Genomic DNA, 18,492 nt, shown 5'->3' with positions numbered 1-18,492 from the left:
GTTATGATACAATGGTGGCAAATTTTACTTCTCACTTTGTACTCAGCTTATCAAATCTGTGATGAGTTGACGATCGTTTCTTCTGCAGGTTCGCCTGTATTCGCTGGTTTCATTACTGGTTTAGTCATGGGAGATTTGACAACTGGTTTGTTTATCGGTGGTAGCTTGCAGTTGTTCGTACTTGGGGTAGGTACCTTCGGTGGTGCTTCTCGTATCGACGCAACTTCTGGTGCGGTTCTTGCGACTGCTTTCTCAGTTTCACAAGGAATCGAAACAGACCTTGCGATCACTACAATCGCTGTACCAGTAGCAGCACTTTTGACTTACTTCGACGTACTTGGTCGTATGACTACAACATTCTTCGCTCACCGTATTGATGCTGCGATCGAACGCTTTGACTATAAAGGAATCGAACGTAACTATCTTCTTGGTGCAGTTCCTTGGGCTCTATCTCGTGCCCTTCCAGTATTCTTCGCCCTTGCTTTCGGTGGAGAATTCGTACAAGGTGTTGTAAACCTTGTTAAAGAATACCAATGGGTTGCAGACGGTTTGACTCTTGCAGGTCGTATGCTTCCAGGTCTTGGATTCGCTATCTTGCTTCGTTACCTTCCAGTTAAACGTAACCTTCACTACCTTGCTATGGGATTCGGTTTGACAGCTATGTTGACTGTACTTTACTCAAACGTAACAAGTCTTGGTGGAGCAGTTGCTGGAATCATTGGCACTCTTCCTGCTGAAGTTGCTGAAAAAATTGGCTTTGTTAACAACTTCAAAGGATTGTCTATGATCGGTATCTCTATCGTAGGTATCTTCCTTGCGGTTGTTCACTTCAAGAACAGCCAAAAAGTTGCTGTAGCAGCACCTTCTACACCATCAGAAAGTGGGGAAATTGAAGATGACGAATTCTAATTACAAATTAACAAAAGAAGATTTTAATCAAATTAACAAACGTAGCTTGTTCACTTTCCAATTGGGATGGAACTACGAACGTATGCAAGCATCAGGTTACCTTTACATGATCTTGCCACAATTGCGTAAAATGTATGGAGATGGAACTCCTGAGTTGAAAGAAATGATGAAAGTTCATACTCAATTCTTCAACACTTCACCATTCTTCCACACAATTATCGCTGGTTTTGACCTTGCTATGGAAGAAAAAGATGGCGTTGGTTCAAAAGATGCGGTTAACGGTATCAAGACAGGTTTGATGGGACCATTCGCTCCTCTTGGAGATACTATCTTTGGTTCACTTGTACCTGCTATCATGGGATCTATCGCTGCAACAATGGCTATTGCTGGTCAACCTTGGGGTATCTTCCTTTGGATTGCAGTTGCAGTAGCGTATGACATCTTCCGTTGGAAACAGTTGGAATTTGCATACAAAGAAGGGGTTAACCTTATCAACAACATGCAAAGTACTTTGACAGCTTTGATTGAAGCTGCATCTGTACTTGGTGTATTCATGATGGGTGCTCTTGTAGCAACAATGATCAACTTTGAAATTTCATACAAATTACCAATCGGTGAAAAGATGATTGACTTCCAAGACATCTTGAACTCAATCTTCCCACGTTTGCTTCCAGCAATCTTCACTGCATTTATCTTCTGGTTGCTTGGTAAGAAAGGTATGAACTCTACAAAAGCTATCGGTATCATTATCGTGCTTGCCTTGGCTCTTTCTGCCTTTGGTAAATTTGCACTTGGAATGGGCGCATAATTTATGACTAAATCATTGATTTTAGTGAGCCACGGTCGTTTCTGTGAAGAACTTAAAGGTAGCACAGAAATGATTATGGGACCACAAGACAACATTCATGCGGTTGCTCTTCTTCCAGAAGATGGACCAGAAGAATTTACTGCTAAATTTGAAGCTGCTGTTGAAGGATTGGATGATTTCCTAGTCTTTGCGGATCTTCTTGGTGGAACTCCATGTAACGTGGTGAGCCGTTTGATTATGGAAGGTCGTGACATTGAACTTTATGCAGGAATGAACCTTCCGATGGTCATTGAATTTATCAATGCAAGCCTAACTGGCATGGATGCGGACTATAAGAGTCGTGCTTCAGAAAGCATTGTGAAAGTTAATGATTTATTGGCTAGCTTCGACGACGATGAAGATGAATAATACTCTTCAAAAATCAAATTCAAACCACGTCAGCTTCGCCTTGCCGTATATATGTTACTGACTTCGTCAGTCTTATCCGGCAACCTCAAAGCAGTGCTTTGAGCAACCTGCGGCTAGCTTCCTAGTTTGCTCTTTGATTTTCATTGAGTATAAGATGTGATTGCGTTAAAACGTTAAATCATCTTATAGAAAATATACATGGGAATGGGAGCGACTCCCATTCCCATGTTTTTAATCATGAAACAATATTAGATTAGAGGTTTTCAATGCTAGATTATACAAAAGAAGATTTGCTTGAGTTGGGAGCAGAGATCACCACACGCGAAATTTACCAACAACCAGATGTTTGGAAGGAAGCTTTTGAATCCTATCAAGCCCGTCGTGATGAAATTGCAGCCTTTTTGCAAGGAATTGCAGATAAACATGACTACATTAAGGTTATCCTGACTGGTGCTGGGACTTCGGCTTATGTAGGTGACACCTTAGTTCCATACTTCAAGGAAGTCTATGACGAACGTAAATGGAATTTTAACTCTATTGCGACAACGGATATTGTTGCCAATCCACAAACTTATTTGAAAAAAGACGTGGCAACTGTTTTGGTATCATTCGCACGTAGTGGAAATTCACCTGAGAGTGTAGCAACGGTTGACCTGGCTAAGGCCTTGGTTGACGAGCTTTATCAAGTAACGATCACTTGTGCGGCTGAAGGGGAATTAGCACTTCAAGCTCACGGTGACGATCGCAACCTCTTGCTCTTGCAACCGGCAGCTTCTAACGATGCTGGCTTTGCTATGACATCAAGCTTTACTTCAATGATGTTGACAGCCCTTTTGGTCTTTGATCCAACTGAATTTGCTCTTAAAGCTGAACGTTTTGAAGTGCTTTCTAGTCTTGCTCGTAAAGTTCTTGACAATGTGGCAGATGTGAAAGAGTTGGTAGACCTAGACTTTAACCGAGTGATTTACTTAGGTGCAGGTCCATTCTTCGGACTTGCTCATGAAGCACAACTGAAAATTTTGGAATTGACTGCTGGTCAGGTTGCAACTATGTATGAAAGCCCAGTTGGCTTCCGTCATGGTCCAAAATCTCTTATCAATGAAGATACTGTAGTTTTAGTCTTTGGTTCTACAACAGATTATACTCGTCAGTATGACTTAGACTTAGTTCGTGAAGTTGCAGGTGACAAAATTGCTCGTCGCGTTGTTCTCTTGAGTGACCAAACTTTTGGACTTGAAAATGTCAAAGAAGTAGCACTTGGTTGTGGCGGTGTCTTGAACGATATTTACCGTGTCTTCCCTTACATCGTTTATGCCCAACTCTTTGCCCTTTTGACTTCGCTTAAGGTTGGAAACAGACCTGATACACCATCACCTACAGGTACAGTAAACCGCGTCGTTCAAGGTGTTATTATTCACGAATTCAAATAATAAGGAGAAAAGGATGAAAACATACACAGAACGTGTATTTGGGAAAGTTGATGACAAGGATGTTGTCGCTTATCGCTTTGAAACAGAAGCAGGCTATCAACTAGAAATCATGACCTATGGTGCAACGATTCTACGCTATGTAACTCCTGATAAGGCTGGTAATTTTGCCAATGTTATCCTAGGCTTTGATGATTTTGACAGCTATGTAGGTAACAGTCCTAAACATGGAGCGAGTGTAGGTCCAGTTGCAGGTCGTATCGCAGGTGCGACATTCGAATTGAACGGGAAAACCTATGAACTCGAAGTCAATAACGCAAGCAACTGTAATCACAGCGGCTCAACAGGTTGGGATTCTAGTCTGTTTGAGCTAGTCGAGGTGAGCAACCATGGTTTGACTCTTTACACAGAAAGGACAGATGGCACAGGAGGTTTCCCTGGGAATCTTAAAATCTGGATTAGCTACCACTTGGAAGAAACTGGTGCCTACGAGGTTAGTTATAAGGTAACGACAGACAAAGATACTTTGGTCAATCCGACCAACCATAGCTACTTTAACTTGTCAGGCGATTTCACTCAGACTATTGACCGCCATGTATTCCAACTGAATACAGAAGGTATTTATCCAATCGCTCCTGACGGTGTCCCAGCTAAAGCTCCAGATGCTAATCGTGACGTGGTTAAGCATATCTACAATGGTGCCTTGTTGAAGGATATCTTTGCAGAAGAAGATGAACAAATCAAACTCGTATCTGGTTTAGACCATCCATTTGCTCTGCCTACAGGACATGACAATGCTGGTTTCCTCTATGACCAGGGTTCAGGTCGCTTCTTACTCTTTAAGACAGAAGCTCCTTGTTTTGTAGTTTATACAGCAAACTTTGTGGATGAGAGTGTCATCATCGCTGGTCAACCAATGATGCAGCACAATGGGATTGCTCTTGAAGCACAGGCTTTACCAGATGCTATTCATAGTGATCTGAAAGACCAAGTCATTCTAAAAGCAGGTGAGACTTTCACTAGCAAAACTCGTTACGAAATTGTCGTTAAATAAAAAAATTCTCTGGAATCATACGATTTCAGAGAATTTTTTATTATTCTTCATCTTCATCTGGTGTGAGAATCATCGGGATGATGATTGGTTCACGTTCAGTGTTTTCATAAAGGAATGGTCGAATAGCATTGACAATGGCGCCATTGACAGACTGAATGCTGGCATCTTTGTTTTTCAAAGCGATACGAATAGCATTGAAAAGGATACGTTGACTTTGACGAATCAAATCACCAGACTCACGCATATAGACAAAACCACGGCTGAGAATATCAGGCCCAGATAGAATCATCTGAGATTTGAAGTCAACGGTTGCGACAGCAAGTACAACACCATCTTCCGATAGATCGCGACGATCTTTTAGGACTGCTGCACCGATTTCACCGATACGATTACCATCGACGTAGATATCCTGGGCGTTGAAATGTCCTGCGATACGAGCAGAATCTGCAGTGAGAGCAAGCACATCACCATTGCTCATGATAAAGATATTGTCCTTTTCTACTCCAGTATCTATAGCTAGTCCAGCGTGGACTTTCTGCATACGGTATTCACCGTGAACAGGCATGAAGTATTTTGGCTTGATGAGGCGGAGCATGAGTTTTTGTTCTTGCTGGCCACCATGTCCAGAGGTATGGATGTTATTAATCTTACCATGAATTACTTCAACACCAGCTTCAGAAATAATGTTAATCAATTTGTTAACGCTAGTGGTATTTCCTGGAATTGGGCTTGATGAGAAGATAACAGTATCACCGGGTTGAAGTTGCACCTGACGGTGGGTTCCGTTAGCGATACGTGAGAGAGCCGCCATAGGTTCACCCTGGCTACCTGTACAAAGGATAAGAATCTCACCCGCAGGGTAGTCTTTGATTTCATTTGGCTCGATGAAGGTCCCCTTAGGAGCCTTGATGTAGCCGAGTTCAATCCCATTGACAATGGCTTTCTCCATAGAGCGACCGAAGACTGCGATTTTACGACCAGTCTTAACAGCAGCTTCTGTTGCTTGTTGGAGACGGAAGATATTTGAGGCAAAGGATGCAAAGATGATTCGTCCTTCGATACCTTCGATAATCTTCATGATAGACTGACCAACGACTTTTTCAGAGTTTGTAAAGGTTGGCACTTCGGCATTTGTCGAGTCAGAGAGAAGACAAAGTACTCCGTCCTCGCCTAAAGCTGCCATACGGTGCAAGTCTGCAGGTTCACCAACTGGTGTAAAGTCAAACTTGAAGTCACCCGTACAAACGATTTTCCCTTGAGGTGTGTGAATAACGATACCCAAAGGCTCTGGAATCGAGTGGGTTGTTCTAAAGAAGGTTGCCTTAAGATTTTTAAAGGTCAACTCAGTATTGTGGTTGATTTCGTGAAGTGTAGCGTTGCGCAAAAGTCCGTGCTCTTCGAGTTTGCCACGGATCAAGGCAAGAGCTAGAGGTCCTGCATAGATAGGGATATTTGCTTGCTTGAGCAAGAACGGAATCCCTCCGATATGGTCCTCGTGTCCGTGGGTAATCAAGAGAGCCTTGACTCGGTCGATATTTTCGACAATGTAAGAGTAATCAGGGATAACGTAGTCGATACCAAGAAGATCATCCTCAGGGAATTTAATCCCTGCATCAACGATGATGATTTCGTCTTGGTATTCGATTCCGTATGTGTTTTTACCGATTTCTCCTAGACCACCAATGGCAAAAACGCCCACTTCTTCTGGTTTAAGAGTATAGGCCATATTAGAACTCCGTAATTTCGAATGCGCCAGTTTCTTTTTCGTAGTCTAGCAATTTGTCTGACAAGAGCTCGATATACTCAACGTTGAATTCTGGACGGTTTTTTTCAACAAGTTCACGGGCAATGATACGTCCCTCAAGTTCTGAGCTGGCATCAATGTCTAAGTAAAGTGAGCGTGTTGTTTCACGACGTGGGCTACGGTCTTTTGTTTCTTGATAAAAAACTTTGTAAATCATGTGTTTCCTTTCTGTTTTCAGGTCAGCTGTATTCAAAAAATTACCAGCTTGAAGCTGTTTGTTTCTATTTCATTTTCTGCCTGTATTGACCTTGATTCGTTACAATTATCTCAATTATAACATAAAAAGGGGAATTAGTAAAAGCAGGAAACATGAAAGTAAGGAGCTTGAAATGCGTTTCATTTTACCTTGTATAAGTATTTGAAGACATAAGATGCAAGTGCTATAATAAAGTTAGAAAAGAGGTTTTTCCTTATGAAGGAGGGCAGGACATGTTTCAACTAGCTATTGTCATTCGTCTTATGGCCTTTGCGGCATTTGTTGTCTGTGTTTACGGAGGAAATGTTTTGTATACTCGGCTAGAGTATCGGAAAGCCAATCTCCTTTGGAAGATTTGCTTTGTGACTCTGTATTCGTTTTTCCTTCTCCTAGTGACCTATGTGGTCTGGTTCGTATTTTACTTTGGCTTGAATACTTAAGTGCTTGTCCTGTCTATTTGGCAGGGCATTCTTGTTTCAAAACAAAGAAAATTCCCTTGTGTCGGCTTTTGTAGTATAATAGTAAACAGACAAAAAGATAGGAATGTGTTATGAAAGTATTAGCTTTTGATACGTCCAGCAAGGCTCTGTCTTTAGCCATTTTAGAGGACAAGCAGCTTCTTGCTGAGACCATGATTAATATCAAGAAAAATCACAGTATCACTCTGATGCCTGCTATTGATTTCTTAATGGCAAGTTTGGATTGGACACCTAAGGATTTGGATCGAATCGTCGTGGCAGAGGGTCCTGGTAGCTATACAGGTTTGCGAATCGCAGTAGCAACTGCCAAGACTCTGGCTCATACCCTAAACATTGAGTTAGTAGGGATGTCTAGTCTTTTAGCTCTGGTACCGAATCAACAGGAAGGTCTGGTTGTTCCTTTGATGGATGCACGTCGTAACAATGTATACGCAGGGTTTTATGAACATGCTCAACCTGTCTTTCCAGAAGCGCATCTGTCCTTTGCGGAAGTACTTGAGCAAGTCAAGGATGCTGACCAGGTAACCTTTGTCGGTGAAGTGGGTGCCTTTGTCGAGCAGATTCAAGAGCAATTACCACAGGCTAACTATCAAGAAACCTTACCAAACGCAGCGAATCTAGCTCTATGGGCCTGGGACAAGGAAGCAAACTCCTTGCACGACTTTGTGCCGAATTATCTCAAGCGTGTCGAAGCTGAGGAAAATTGGCTCAAGAACCATACTGAGTCGGACGAGTCCTACATTAAACGCCTATGATAGAGATCAAACGAATTCAACAGCAACCTGACTTGGCTCAAGCTATCTACGCTGTTATGGTAGATGTTTATCCAGTCAGTCCTTGGACGTTGGAACAAATCCAAGCAGACCTGTCTCAAGACCAGACTTGGTATGCTCTAGCTTATGATGGGGAAGAAGTGATAGGTTTTCTAGCAATTCAGGAGAATCTTTTTGAAGCAGAAGTCTTGCAAATCGCTGTCAAGAAAGCTTATCAAGGTCAGGGGATAGCCTCAGCCTTGTTTGCTCAATTGCCCGCAGATAAGGAAATTTTCCTCGAAGTCAGAAAGTCAAATCAAAGAGCGCAAGCATTTTACAAGAAAGAAAAAATGGCGGTCATCGCTGAGAGAAAGTTCTATTACCATAATCCAGTTGAGGATGCCATTATCATGAAGAGAGAAATAGATGAAGGATAGATATATTTTAGCATTTGAGACATCCTGTGATGAGACCAGTGTCGCCGTCTTAAAAAACGATGACGAGCTCTTGTCCAATGTCATTGCTAGTCAAATTGAGAGTCATAAACGTTTTGGGGGCGTAGTTCCAGAAGTAGCCAGTCGTCACCACGTCGAGGTCATTACAGCCTGCATCGAGGAGGCACTAGCAGAAGCAGAAATTAGCGAAGAGGATGTGACAGCTGTGGCGGTTACCTACGGACCAGGCTTGGTCGGAGCCTTGCTTGTTGGTTTATCAGCTGCCAAGGCCTTTGCTTGGGCACATGAACTACCTCTAATTCCCGTTAATCACATGGCTGGTCATCTCATGGCGGCTCAAAGTGTGGAGCCTTTGGAATTCCCTTTGTTAGCCCTTTTAGTCAGTGGTGGACACACAGAGTTGGTCTATGTGTCTGAGGCTGGTGATTACAAGATTGTTGGCGAAACCCGAGATGATGCAGTTGGTGAGGCCTATGATAAGGTCGGTCGTGTCATGGGCTTGACCTATCCAGCAGGTCGTGAAATTGACGAGTTGGCTCATCAAGGTCAGGATGTCTATGATTTTCCTCGTGCCATGATCAAGGAGGACAATCTGGAGTTTTCATTCTCTGGATTGAAGTCTGCCTTTATCAATCTTCATCATAATGCTGAGCAAAAGGGAGAAAACTTGTCCACAGAGGATTTGTGCGCCTCCTTCCAAGCAGCAGTTATGGATATTCTTATGGCAAAAACCAAGAAAGCCTTGGAGAAATATCCTGTTAAAACTCTAGTTGTGGCTGGTGGTGTGGCTGCCAATAAAGGTCTCAGAGAACGTTTGGCGGCTGAAATCACCGATGTCAAGGTTATCATTCCACCTCTACGTCTTTGTGGAGATAATGCAGGAATGATTGCCTATGCTAGCGTCAGCGAGTGGAACAAAGAAAATTTTGCAGGCTTAGATCTAAATGCCAAACCAAGTCTCGCTTTTGATACTATGGAATAAAGAGTTAGCTCAGCGTTAACTCTTTTATCTTGGACAAATGCGCGAGTTTTTTAGTATAGTAGGAATATGAGATTTAAAAAAATAATTAGTGTAGCACTTGCCCTAGTGGTATTGTTGCTGTCTCTAATGGTTTTTCGGATGTTTCAAAAGACGCAATTGGTCATGTTTGAAACTATTTCATTTAATATGCCCCTCGAATCCTTTGAAAAAGAGTTTGGAAAACCTAATGAAATAGTAGAAGAAACAGAAACAGGCTATCACGATACTTGGCATGCAAGAGATCCCTATCTCTATAAAACTGGGCGCCTTTTCTATGACTACGAAAACTTTAAATGGAAAAGTTACAGTGGCCGAGTGACCGTTACCTTTTCAAAATCGCATCGTTTACAAGGGGCGTCGGTTTATTTCCCTGTGGCTTCCAAGGTTCAACAGAAGGAAATGCTTTATAAGATAACCCAAGATATGAAAGCAGAAATTGAAGCTCTACCAAATTTTCAGTCTTTGAAAGTTGATGACTTGATTGGGGATGGTGATGATGGCTATCGATTTAAGGTCAAACTGAAAGAGCAAAGGAGAGAGCTCTGGATTGATGTTTATCCTACAGAATATGAGGATGATGACAATCCTGAGAACAACCAATATAATATTCGAATCGATCAATCCAGATGGTAGTTACCCTAGCGATCTTGTTTTGAACGTTTGGTAGTTGTAGAATGCTGTATTTGTAAGAATGAGGAGGTTTATGAAAGAAAAAGGATTTTGGGAAGGTGTGCAGGCTGCGGTGCCGACGGCTTTAGGTTATATCAGCATCGGTCTTGCTTGTGGCATTATCGGTTCTCCCTATGTAACACCTGTGGAAATGGGCTTGATGAGCCTCTTTGTCTATGCTGGTAGCGCCCAGTTTGCCATGATAGCCTTGATAGCAGTTCAAGCACCTGTGGCAGCCATTGCTATGACCGTCTTTTTGATTAATCTGCGTCTCTTCTTGCTGAGTTTGCATGCGTCGACCTATTTCCGTCATACTAGCTTATGGCATAATATCGGAATGTCCAGTCTCTTGACCGATGAGACTTACGGGATCTTGATGGGAGAGTTGGTTCATACGGATAAGGTCAACCCTATGTGGATGCATGGGAACAATCTCAATAGCTATATTTCTTGGTTTTTGGGAACAGTTGTCGGAACTGCTCTAGGTGGCCTTTTGCCAAATCCAGAAATTTTTGGCTTAGATTTTGCCCTAGTGGGGATGTTTATTGGGATTTTTACTTCCCAGTTTCAGATTATGCAAAAACGGATTCCTTTGCGCAATCTCTTCATCATTCTGGGAGTTGTTGCTGTTTCCTTTTTTGTACTCTTGACAGTAGTGTCTCAGTCGCTAGCTGTTCTGTTTGCGACCTTGCTAGGTTGTACCATGGGGGTGGTCTTGGATGGTCAGTAAGTATATTTTAATGGCAATCGTCTTTTCTAGCTTGGTGACTTGGATTCCGAGAATGATTCCTTTTATCCTTGCCAAGTACAAGGGGTTGCCACCTATCGTAGAGCGCTTTTTAAAATTCCTCCCAGTTTCTATTATCTTCGCTTTGATTCTTTCAAGTGTTGTGAGCGGAAAAGCTGGAAGCATCCCGCAGATAAAATGGCTAGACTTTCTAGCAGTCTTCCCAACAGCCTTTGTGGCCTTTCGCTACCGCAATCTGGTGGGAACCGTTCTCTTTGGAGTAGTCTTGATAGCCGTCCTGCGTTTGGTCTTTTAATCAGCCATAAAGAAAACCTATCACAAATATAGAAATCATATAATGGCGCAATCTCATTTTTTCTGTTAAGATAAGACTGTATTTTATTTTGGAGGAATTATCATGAAAAAAATCGTTAAATATTCATCACTTGCTGCCCTAGGGCTTGTTGCCGCAGGTGTATTAGCAGCTTGCTCAGGCGGTGAGAAGAAAGATGCTGCAACTAGTGAAGCAACATCTGGTAAGAAAGAAATTATCGTAGCGACTAACGCTTCACCAAAACCATTTAACTATGAAGAAAATGGTGAGTTGACTGGTTACGAAATCGAAGTTGTTCGTGCTATCTTTAAAGACTCTGATAAGTATGATGTCAAGTTTGAAAAGACAGAATGGTCAGGTATCTTTGCAGGTCTTGACGCAGATCGTTACCAAATGGCAGTTAACAACATCAGCTACACTAAAGAACGTGCAGAAAAATATCTTTATGCAGCACCAACTGCTAAAAACCCTAACGTTCTCGTAGTTAAGAAAGATGACAACAGCATCAAATCACTTGATGATATCGGTGGAAAATCTACTGAAGTCGTACAAGGAACAACATCAGCTAAACAGTTGGAAGAATACAACAAACAACATACAGATAATCCAACTGTCCTTAACTATACAAAAGCTGACTTCCAACAAATTATGGGACGTTTGAGCGACGGACAATTCGACTACAAGATTTTTGATAAAATCGGTGTAGAAACAGTTATCAAAAACCAAGGTTTGGATAACTTGAAAGTCATCGAACTTCCAAGCGACCAACAACCTTACGTATACCCACTTCTTGCAAAAGGTCAAGATGAATTGAAATCATTTGTTGACAAACGCATCCAAGAACTATATAAAGACGGAACTCTTGAAAAATTGTCTCAACAATTCTTCGGTGGTTCTTACCTCCCAGCAGAAGCTGATATTAAATAAGTTTGTAAATCATCCACTCTCTCAGAGCTGGATGATTTTGCAACTTTTAGACATATAGTTTCAAACTATATGTCTGCCTATCTAATAACAATTTGCGAAATCAAATAAAGTATGAGATACTATTACGGTATTATTTTTAAAGGAGAATGAATCATGAAAATTAAAAAATGGTTAGGCGTAGCAGCTATCGTTACAGTAGCAAGCCTTACACTTGCAGCTTGCGGAAATTCAGACAAGAAAGCAGACAATACAACAACAGTTAAAATTGCAACTGTTAACCGTAGTGGATCAGAAGAAGCACGTTGGGATAAAGTCCAAGAATTGGTTGAAAAAGACGGAATTAAATTGGAATTCACAGAGTTTACAGACTACTCACAACCAAACAAAGCAACTGCTGATGGTGAAGTAGACTTGAACGCTTTCCAACACTACAACTTCTTGAACAACTGGAACAAAGAAAACGGTAAGGACCTTGTAGCGATTGCAGATACTTATATCTCACCAATCCGCCTTTACTCAGGTAAAAATGGGGAAGAAAACAAGTACACTAAAGTGGAAGAAATCCCAAATAACGGTGAAATCGCAATTCCAAATGATGCTACTAACGAAAGCCGTGCCCTTTACCTTCTTCAATCAGCAGGTTTGATTAAATTGGATGTTTCAGGAACTGAACTTGCTACAATCGCAAACATCAAAGAAAATCCAAAGAACTTGAAAATCACTGAGTTGGATGCTAGCCAAACAGCTCGTTCATTGACATCAGTTGATGCAGCAGTTGTAAACAACACTTTTGTTACAGAAGCAAAATTGGACTACAAGAAAGCACTCTTTAAAGAGCAAGCTGATGAAAACTCAAAACAATGGTACAACATCATCGTTGCGAAAAAAGATTGGGAATCATCACCTAAAGCTGATGCAATCAAGAAAATTATCGCAGCTTACCACACTGACGAAGTTAAAAAAGTCATCGAAGAAACTTCAGACGGCTTGGATCAACCAGTTTGGTAATAAAAACAGGGAGGTGGGAGAGATTTTTTCCACCTCTTGCTTTTATTTATATAGAGACCAAAGAAAAGGAACATCCACTTGTATTGATTCTAAAGGTACAAGTCCTAGTAGAAAGGTAGAGAGAAAATGGTTTTCCCTAGCCAAGAAGAACAAATTGAAAAGTTTGAAAAGGATCATGTAGCGCAGCATTACTTTGAAGTTTTGCGTACCTTGATTTCTAAAAAATCAGTCTTTGCCCAACAAGTCGGCCTGAAAGAAGTGGCTCGTTATCTAGGAGAGATTTTTAAACGTGTTGGCGCAGAAGTTGAGATTGACGAGAGCTATACAGCGCCCTTTGTCATGGCGCATTTCAAAAGTTCACGTCCAGATGCCAAGACTATCATTTTCTACAACCACTATGACACAGTACCTGCGGATGGCGACCAAGTCTGGACAGAGGACCCTTTTACGCTTTCTGTCCGTGATGGTATCATGTATGGACGCGGGGTCGATGATGATAAGGGACATATCACTGCCCGCTTGAGTGCTCTGAGAAAATACATGCAGAATCATGATGATCTACCAGTAAATATTAGTTTCATCATGGAAGGGGCTGAAGAATCTGCCTCTATGGACTTGGACAAATATCTAGAAAAACATGCGGACAAACTTCGTGGTGCGGATTTGTTGGTCTGGGAACAAGGAACCAAAAATGCTTTGGAACAACTAGAAATCTCTGGTGGAAACAAGGGAATTGTGACTTTTGATGCCAAGGTCAAGAGTGCCGATGTGGATATCCACTCTAGCTATGGCGGTATTGTAGAGTCAGCTCCTTGGTATCTCATTCAAGCTTTGACCAGTTTGCGAGCTGCAGATGGACGTATTTTAGTTGAGGGCTTGTACGATCATGTGCAGGAGCCTAATGAACGTGAGTTGGCCTTGGTTGAAACCTATGCCCAACGCAATCCAGAGGAGATTAGCCAGATTTATGGCTTGGAATTGCCACTTTTACAAGAGGAACGTACAGCCTTTCTAAAACGGTTCTTCTTTGAACCAGCACTCAATATCGAAGGAATTCAGTCCGGTTATCAAGGTCAAGGAGTTAAAACAATTCTGCCAGCAGAAGCTAGCGCTAAACTAGAGGTTCGTTTGGTTCCTGGCTTAGAACCATATGATGTTTTGGAGAAAATCCGGAAACAACTAGACAAAAACGGTTTTGATAAGGTAGAATTGTACTATACTTTGGGTGAGATGAGCTATCGAAGCGATATGAGTGCACCATCTATTCTCAATGTTATTGAGCTGGCCAAGAAATTCTATCCACAGGGCGTATCTGTCTTACCGACAACTGCAGGGACAGGTCCTATGCACACGGTATTTGATGCCTTAGAAGTACCGATGGTTGCTTTTGGTCTAGGAAATGCTAATAGCCGAGACCATGGTGGAGATGAGAATGTGCGAATCGCAGATTATTACACCCATATTGAATTAGTAGAGGAGCTGATTAGAAGCTATGAGTAGAGATATTATCAAATTAGATCAGATCGATGTGACTTTTCACCAAAAGAAAAGAACCATCACAGCGGTCAAGGATGTGACTATTCACATCCAAGAAGGGGATATCTACGGAATCGTTGGATATTCTGGAGCAGGGAAATCAACCCTAGTTCGTGTTATTAACCTTTTGCAAAAACCATCTGCAGGTAGAATTACCATTGATGATGATGTAATCTTTGATAACAAGGTTACCTTAACTGCGGAGCAATTACGCCATAAACGTCAAGATATTGGGATGATTTTCCAACACTTTAACCTGATGAGTCAGAAAACAGCAGAGGAAAACGTAGCCTTTGCCCTTAAACACTCTGGCCTCAGTAAGGAAGAAAAGAAGGCTAAAGTAGCTAAGTTGTTGGACTTGGTAGGCTTGGCTGACCGTGCCGAAAACTATCCTTCACAACTATCTGGAGGTCAAAAACAACGTGTGGCTATTGCGCGTGCCTTAGCCAATGATCCAAAAATTTTGATTTCGGACGAGTCGACTTCAGCTCTTGATCCAAAGACGACGAAACAAATCTTGTCGCTCTTGCAAGAATTGAACCGTAAACTAGGTTTGACGATTGTTTTGATTACACATGAGATGCAGATTGTCAAAGACATTGCTAACCGTGTGGCAGTGATGCAGGATGGTCGATTGATTGAAGAAGGTAGCGTTCTTGAAATCTTCTCAGATCCTAAGCAACCATTGACTCAGGACTTTATCTCAACTGCGACAGGTATCGATGAAGCTATGGTCAAGATTGAGAAACAAGAAATCGTAGAGCACTTATCTGAAAATAGCATTTTGGTACAGCTTAAGTATGCAGGAGCTTCGACAGATGAACCACTTTTGAATGAGTTGTACAAACACTACCAAGTAACAGCCAATATTCTTTATGGAAATATTGAAATTTTGGATGGTACTCCTGTAGGTGAACTTGTGGTTGTCTTGTCAGGGGAAAAAGAAGCCTTGGCAAGTGCTCAAGATGCTATTCGTCAAGCTGGTGTGCAACTAAAAGTATTGAAGGGAGGATAGTAAGATGGCAGAATTGATTAAAGCATACTTACCAAATGTCTATAAGATGGGTTGGTCTGGGCAAGCTGGTTGGGGAACAGCAATCTACTTAACCCTTTATATGACGGTTCTTTCCTTTATCATCGGAGGTTTCCTAGGGTTGGTTGCAGGGCTTTTCCTTGTCCTGACAGCTCCAGGTGGTGTCTTGGAAAATAAAGTTGTTTTCTGGATTTTAGACAAGATCACGTCAATCTTCCGTGCGGTGCCATTCATCATTCTCTTGGCTGTCTTGTCACCCTTCTCTCATCTAATCGTAGGGACAAGTATCGGACCAAATGCGGCTATTGTACCCCTATCTTTTGCAGTCTTTGCCTTCTTTGCTCGTCAGGTGCAAGTAGTCTTGGCAGAGCTTGACGGAGGTGTTATCGAGGCAGCTCAAGCCAGTGGAGCTACATTCTGGGATATCGTGGGTGTTTACCTATCAGAAGGTCTACCAGACTTGATTCGTGTGACAACTGTAACCTTGATTTCCCTTGTCGGTGAAACAGCTATGGCGGGAGCGGTCGGAGCAGGTGGTATCGGTAACGTAGCTATCGCTTATGGATTTAACCGTTTCAATCATGATGTAACAGTCCTTGCGACTCTCATCATAATCTTGATTATCTTTACAATTCAATTCTTAGGAGACTTCTTGACTAAGAAATTAAGTCATAAATAAAAAAAGGGCCATTTGGCTCTTTTTTATTATCTAACTTTTATGTGTAAACTTCTTACTAAGTGCTTGTCCGATAAGGGCACCGACTAGAGCGCCGATAAGGACGCTTGCTACAAAGAGAAGGATAGTACCAGGGTTAGGCGCGACCATGATGCGGTTGATATAGTCCTGAGATTTTCCACGAGCTACGAGGGTTGCTATATAAGCCTGAGGAGTTAACCACATAAGTAGGATAGGGCCAGTAGTACCAAAAGCAAAAACTAGGAAGGAAAGAAGATTCTTGACCTTATCCTTGTATTGGCCTAGGTAGGCGATACCATCCGCTGCAAGACCGCAGATGATTCCTGGTAGAAAGGCTCCGGCACCATGCTTGCTCCCGAGGAAAAAGAGAGAAATCATAAGTCCAATCGTTGTAATCGCTCCAGAGCGAGGCACTTTTTCTAAAAGGATTATATAGACGCTACCGCCTATAAGAGCAGAAAAGGCAGGGGCGTAAAACATATTTCCAGTATGGTCGACAAGGCTTCCTAGTAGAACCCCCACCCCAATACAGAGAAAGTAGACAAGGGCAGCCACAAGAGTTGTCAAGATATTCTTTTTCATAAATTCTCCTTCGTATATCTGATGGTTTTCATTGTACCATGCCTTGCTTAGATTGTAAATGCAGGTAGAGAATAGGTATTTAGCAAAAGTGATAAAAAGTATGCCCGGATAGAGCTATTTCTTTGTTCCTCATACTGTCCCTATCCTTTCATTTATGGTAAAATAGGACTATTAAGTTATAAAGAGGATTCCCTATGAAATTACAAAAACCAAAAGGAACGCAGGATATCTTACCTGCTGAGTCTGCCAAATGGCAGTACGTTGAAGGCTTTGCGCGTGAAATCTTCAAACGCTACAACTATGCAGAAGTACGCACGCCTATTTTTGAACATTATGAGGTCATCAGTCGTTCTGTTGGAGACACAACCGATATCGTAACCAAGGAAATGTACGACTTTTACGACAAGGGCGACCGCCATATCACCCTTCGTCCTGAAGGAACTGCTCCAGTCGTTCGTTCTTATGTGGAAAATAAACTCTTCGCACCAGAAGTTCAAAAACCAAGTAAGTTCTACTACATGGGTCCAATGTTCCGCTATGAGCGCCCACAAGCAGGTCGCTTGCGTCAATTCCACCAGATTGGTGTGGAGTGCTTTGGATCTAGCAATCCAGCCACAGATGTAGAAACGATCGCTATGGCAGCCCACTTCTTGAAAGCAATCGGTGTTCAAGGTGTGAAATTACACCTTAATACTCTCGGAAATCCTGAGAGTCGTGCGGCTTACCGTCAAGCCTTGATTGATTATTTGACACCGCTCAAGGAGACCTTGTCTAAGGATAGCCAGCGTCGCTTGGAGGAAAATCCTCTCCGTGTCTTGGACTCTAAGGAGAAAGAAGACAAGGTGGCAGTGGAGAATGCACCGTCTATCTTGGATTTCCTTGATGAGGAAAGCCAAGCCCACTTTGATGCTGTTCGTCAAATGTTGAAAAATCTTGGAGTAGACTATATCATCGATACCAACATGGTGCGTGGTCTGGACTACTATAACCATACGATTTTTGAGTTTATCACAGAAATCGAGGGCAATGACTTGACAGTCTGTGCAGGTGGTCGCTACGATGGCTTGGTTGCTTACTTCGGGGGTCCTGAAACTGCTGGATTTGGTTTTGGACTTGGTGTAGAGCGTCTTCTTCTAGTCCTTGAAAAGCAAGGTGTGGCCCTACCTATCGAAAACGCCCTAGATGTTTATATTGCTGTCCTTGGTGAAGGAGCAAATCTAAAAGCCTTGGAGTTGGTACAAGCACTTCGTCAGCAAGGTTTCAAAGCAGAACGAGATTACCTTAATCGTAAACTCAAAGCCCAGTTCAAGTCAGCTGACGTTTTTGCTGCTAAAACTCTTATCACTCTTGGAGAGAGCGAAGTCGAAAGCGGACAAGTAACAGTCAAGAACAACCAAACTCGAGAAGAAGTTCAAGTTTCGCTTGAAACTATTAGCAAAGATTTCTCAGAAGTATTTGGAAATTTAGTATAAAAGAAACAAGAAAAAGCTAGGAAAATTTCCTAGTTTTTTTGAATAAAAAGTACCAAAAAGACACAGAATTTAGAAAAAATTTTTATATGAGGAATAATAGTTGGATAAATAAAAATTTCGGTTAAAATTTATTGACTTTCGCCCTCTATCACTGTATTATTGAATAGTATAGAATAAATATTTTGCGCCCTAAA

21 protein-coding genes are annotated in these 18,492 nt (G+C 41.9%); 18 read left to right on the top strand and 3 right to left on the bottom strand.

The genetic code is table 11. The annotated features are described in order from the left end of the window. The first annotated feature begins 3 nt into the window (after positions 1 to 3). The 5 genes from ACWPVF_RS08625 (at position 4) to ACWPVF_RS08605 (ending at position 4,606) form a co-directional block, all read left to right on the top strand. Positions 4 to 909 (top strand): PTS mannose/fructose/sorbose/N-acetylgalactosamine transporter subunit IIC, encoded by a 906-nt coding sequence (locus tag ACWPVF_RS08625; RefSeq protein WP_016466413.1) that lies wholly within the window; start codon positions 4 to 6, stop codon positions 907 to 909. After that, the gene (locus ACWPVF_RS08620; protein WP_000185293.1) at positions 896 to 1,717 is read left to right on the top strand and encodes a PTS system mannose/fructose/sorbose family transporter subunit IID; all 822 of its coding nucleotides are present in this window, start codon (positions 896 to 898) and stop codon (positions 1,715 to 1,717) included. The genes ACWPVF_RS08625 and ACWPVF_RS08620 overlap by 14 nt, the downstream gene beginning before the upstream one ends. Positions 1,718 to 1,720: 3 nt before the next feature. Further along, the gene (locus ACWPVF_RS08615) at positions 1,721 to 2,125 is read left to right on the top strand and encodes a PTS sugar transporter subunit IIA (protein ID WP_000167445.1); all 405 of its coding nucleotides are present in this window, start codon (positions 1,721 to 1,723) and stop codon (positions 2,123 to 2,125) included. Positions 2,126 to 2,391: 266 nt separating this feature from the next. After that, positions 2,392 to 3,555 (top strand): SIS domain-containing protein, encoded by a 1,164-nt coding sequence (locus ACWPVF_RS08610; protein ID WP_454385702.1) that lies wholly within the window; start codon positions 2,392 to 2,394, stop codon positions 3,553 to 3,555. Positions 3,556 to 3,568: 13 nt separating this feature from the next. After that, on the top strand, positions 3,569 to 4,606 hold the full coding sequence (locus ACWPVF_RS08605) for an aldose epimerase family protein (protein ID WP_454385700.1): 1,038 nt from the start codon (positions 3,569 to 3,571) through the stop codon (positions 4,604 to 4,606). Between the two features lie 40 nt (positions 4,607 to 4,646). On the opposite strand, the gene rnjA is transcribed toward ACWPVF_RS08605, so the two are convergent. Beyond that, positions 4,647 to 6,332: a ribonuclease J1 gene (gene rnjA, locus ACWPVF_RS08600; RefSeq protein WP_454385698.1), complete on the bottom strand. Its 1,686-nt coding sequence runs from the start codon at positions 6,330 to 6,332 to the stop codon at positions 4,647 to 4,649. Position 6,333: 1 nt separating this feature from the next. Then, entirely contained in the window at positions 6,334 to 6,567 is a 234-nt protein-coding gene (locus ACWPVF_RS08595; RefSeq protein ID WP_006149161.1) for a DNA-dependent RNA polymerase subunit epsilon, read from the bottom strand. Positions 6,568 to 6,839: 272 nt separating this feature from the next. Here ACWPVF_RS08595 and ACWPVF_RS08590 point away from each other — a divergent pair, with 272 nt between their 5' ends. The 12 genes from ACWPVF_RS08590 (at position 6,840) to ACWPVF_RS08535 (ending at position 16,226) form a co-directional block, all read left to right on the top strand. Further along, a complete protein-coding gene (locus tag ACWPVF_RS08590) occupies positions 6,840 to 7,046 on the top strand; it encodes a hypothetical protein (protein WP_454385696.1) in 207 nt (68 codons plus the stop codon). A 110-nt stretch (positions 7,047 to 7,156) separates the two neighbouring features. Continuing rightward, entirely contained in the window at positions 7,157 to 7,840 is a 684-nt protein-coding gene (tsaB, locus tag ACWPVF_RS08585; RefSeq protein WP_454385694.1) for a tRNA (adenosine(37)-N6)-threonylcarbamoyltransferase complex dimerization subunit type 1 TsaB, read from the top strand. Continuing rightward, positions 7,837 to 8,274 (top strand): ribosomal protein S18-alanine N-acetyltransferase, encoded by a 438-nt coding sequence (gene rimI, locus ACWPVF_RS08580; RefSeq protein ID WP_454385692.1) that lies wholly within the window; start codon positions 7,837 to 7,839, stop codon positions 8,272 to 8,274. The genes tsaB and rimI overlap by 4 nt, the downstream gene beginning before the upstream one ends. Then, the gene (gene tsaD, locus ACWPVF_RS08575; RefSeq protein WP_454385690.1) at positions 8,264 to 9,274 is read left to right on the top strand and encodes a tRNA (adenosine(37)-N6)-threonylcarbamoyltransferase complex transferase subunit TsaD; all 1,011 of its coding nucleotides are present in this window, start codon (positions 8,264 to 8,266) and stop codon (positions 9,272 to 9,274) included. The genes rimI and tsaD overlap by 11 nt, the downstream gene beginning before the upstream one ends. Positions 9,275 to 9,340: 66 nt before the next feature. After that, on the top strand, positions 9,341 to 9,946 hold the full coding sequence (locus tag ACWPVF_RS08570; RefSeq protein ID WP_454385688.1) for a hypothetical protein: 606 nt from the start codon (positions 9,341 to 9,343) through the stop codon (positions 9,944 to 9,946). 70 nt (positions 9,947 to 10,016) lie between these two features. Beyond that, positions 10,017 to 10,712, top strand: coding sequence for an AzlC family ABC transporter permease (locus ACWPVF_RS08565; RefSeq protein WP_454385686.1), 696 nt, complete (start codon positions 10,017 to 10,019; stop codon positions 10,710 to 10,712). Continuing rightward, positions 10,702 to 11,025 (top strand): AzlD domain-containing protein, encoded by a 324-nt coding sequence (locus tag ACWPVF_RS08560; protein ID WP_454385684.1) that lies wholly within the window; start codon positions 10,702 to 10,704, stop codon positions 11,023 to 11,025. Before ACWPVF_RS08565 ends, ACWPVF_RS08560 begins: the two co-directional genes overlap by 11 nt. 102 nt (positions 11,026 to 11,127) lie before the next feature. Next, positions 11,128 to 11,970: an amino acid ABC transporter substrate-binding protein gene (locus ACWPVF_RS08555; RefSeq protein WP_454385682.1), complete on the top strand. Its 843-nt coding sequence runs from the start codon at positions 11,128 to 11,130 to the stop codon at positions 11,968 to 11,970. Between the two features lie 153 nt (positions 11,971 to 12,123). Continuing rightward, the gene (locus ACWPVF_RS08550; RefSeq protein WP_454385680.1) at positions 12,124 to 12,978 is read left to right on the top strand and encodes a MetQ/NlpA family ABC transporter substrate-binding protein; all 855 of its coding nucleotides are present in this window, start codon (positions 12,124 to 12,126) and stop codon (positions 12,976 to 12,978) included. A gap of 126 nt (positions 12,979 to 13,104) precedes the next feature. Next, the gene (locus ACWPVF_RS08545) at positions 13,105 to 14,478 is read left to right on the top strand and encodes a M20 family metallopeptidase (protein WP_454385678.1); all 1,374 of its coding nucleotides are present in this window, start codon (positions 13,105 to 13,107) and stop codon (positions 14,476 to 14,478) included. After that, the gene (locus ACWPVF_RS08540; RefSeq protein WP_414308191.1) at positions 14,471 to 15,529 is read left to right on the top strand and encodes a methionine ABC transporter ATP-binding protein; all 1,059 of its coding nucleotides are present in this window, start codon (positions 14,471 to 14,473) and stop codon (positions 15,527 to 15,529) included. Before ACWPVF_RS08545 ends, ACWPVF_RS08540 begins: the two co-directional genes overlap by 8 nt. Positions 15,530 to 15,533: 4 nt before the next feature. Continuing rightward, entirely contained in the window at positions 15,534 to 16,226 is a 693-nt protein-coding gene (locus ACWPVF_RS08535; RefSeq protein ID WP_004250431.1) for a methionine ABC transporter permease, read from the top strand. 30 nt (positions 16,227 to 16,256) lie between these two features. Here ACWPVF_RS08535 and ACWPVF_RS08530 read toward each other — a convergent pair whose 3' ends face one another. Further along, positions 16,257 to 16,826, bottom strand: coding sequence for an MptD family putative ECF transporter S component (locus ACWPVF_RS08530; protein ID WP_414308192.1), 570 nt, complete (start codon positions 16,824 to 16,826; stop codon positions 16,257 to 16,259). Between the two features lie 194 nt (positions 16,827 to 17,020). On the opposite strand from ACWPVF_RS08530, the gene hisS reads away from it, so the two are divergent. Beyond that, on the top strand, positions 17,021 to 18,298 hold the full coding sequence (gene hisS / locus ACWPVF_RS08525; protein ID WP_454385675.1) for a histidine--tRNA ligase: 1,278 nt from the start codon (positions 17,021 to 17,023) through the stop codon (positions 18,296 to 18,298). Positions 18,299 to 18,492 lie beyond the last annotated feature (194 nt).

The organism is Streptococcus sp. Marseille-Q7087, from assembly GCF_965111935.1.
This window is presented reverse-complemented; position numbering and strand designations above follow the sequence as displayed.

Bases quoted from the DNA above. Each gene is read 5' to 3' on its own strand.
- ACWPVF_RS08565 (WP_454385686.1), top strand. From the start codon at position 10,017: ATGAAAGAAAAAGGATTTTGGGAAGGTGTGCAGGCTGCGGTGCCGACG.
- ACWPVF_RS08545 (WP_454385678.1), top strand. From the start codon at position 13,105: ATGGTTTTCCCTAGCCAAGAAGAACAAATTGAAAAGTTTGAAAAGGAT.
- ACWPVF_RS08595 (WP_006149161.1), bottom strand. From the start codon at position 6,567: ATGATTTACAAAGTTTTTTATCAAGAAACAAAAGACCGTAGCCCACGT.
- ACWPVF_RS08540 (WP_414308191.1), top strand. From the start codon at position 14,471: ATGAGTAGAGATATTATCAAATTAGATCAGATCGATGTGACTTTTCAC.
- ACWPVF_RS08625 (WP_016466413.1), top strand. From the start codon at position 4: ATGATACAATGGTGGCAAATTTTACTTCTCACTTTGTACTCAGCTTAT.
- ACWPVF_RS08570 (WP_454385688.1), top strand. From the start codon at position 9,341: ATGAGATTTAAAAAAATAATTAGTGTAGCACTTGCCCTAGTGGTATTG.
- ACWPVF_RS08590 (WP_454385696.1), top strand. From the start codon at position 6,840: ATGTTTCAACTAGCTATTGTCATTCGTCTTATGGCCTTTGCGGCATTT.
- tsaB (WP_454385694.1), top strand. From the start codon at position 7,157: ATGAAAGTATTAGCTTTTGATACGTCCAGCAAGGCTCTGTCTTTAGCC.
- ACWPVF_RS08620 (WP_000185293.1), top strand. From the start codon at position 896: ATGACGAATTCTAATTACAAATTAACAAAAGAAGATTTTAATCAAATT.
- rimI (WP_454385692.1), top strand. From the start codon at position 7,837: ATGATAGAGATCAAACGAATTCAACAGCAACCTGACTTGGCTCAAGCT.
- ACWPVF_RS08615 (WP_000167445.1), top strand. From the start codon at position 1,721: ATGACTAAATCATTGATTTTAGTGAGCCACGGTCGTTTCTGTGAAGAA.
- tsaD (WP_454385690.1), top strand. From the start codon at position 8,264: ATGAAGGATAGATATATTTTAGCATTTGAGACATCCTGTGATGAGACC.
- ACWPVF_RS08560 (WP_454385684.1), top strand. From the start codon at position 10,702: ATGGTCAGTAAGTATATTTTAATGGCAATCGTCTTTTCTAGCTTGGTG.
- ACWPVF_RS08535 (WP_004250431.1), top strand. From the start codon at position 15,534: ATGGCAGAATTGATTAAAGCATACTTACCAAATGTCTATAAGATGGGT.
- rnjA (WP_454385698.1), bottom strand. From the start codon at position 6,332: ATGGCCTATACTCTTAAACCAGAAGAAGTGGGCGTTTTTGCCATTGGT.
- hisS (WP_454385675.1), top strand. From the start codon at position 17,021: ATGAAATTACAAAAACCAAAAGGAACGCAGGATATCTTACCTGCTGAG.
- ACWPVF_RS08610 (WP_454385702.1), top strand. From the start codon at position 2,392: ATGCTAGATTATACAAAAGAAGATTTGCTTGAGTTGGGAGCAGAGATC.
- ACWPVF_RS08530 (WP_414308192.1), bottom strand. From the start codon at position 16,826: ATGAAAAAGAATATCTTGACAACTCTTGTGGCTGCCCTTGTCTACTTT.
- ACWPVF_RS08605 (WP_454385700.1), top strand. From the start codon at position 3,569: ATGAAAACATACACAGAACGTGTATTTGGGAAAGTTGATGACAAGGAT.
- ACWPVF_RS08555 (WP_454385682.1), top strand. From the start codon at position 11,128: ATGAAAAAAATCGTTAAATATTCATCACTTGCTGCCCTAGGGCTTGTT.
- ACWPVF_RS08550 (WP_454385680.1), top strand. From the start codon at position 12,124: ATGAAAATTAAAAAATGGTTAGGCGTAGCAGCTATCGTTACAGTAGCA.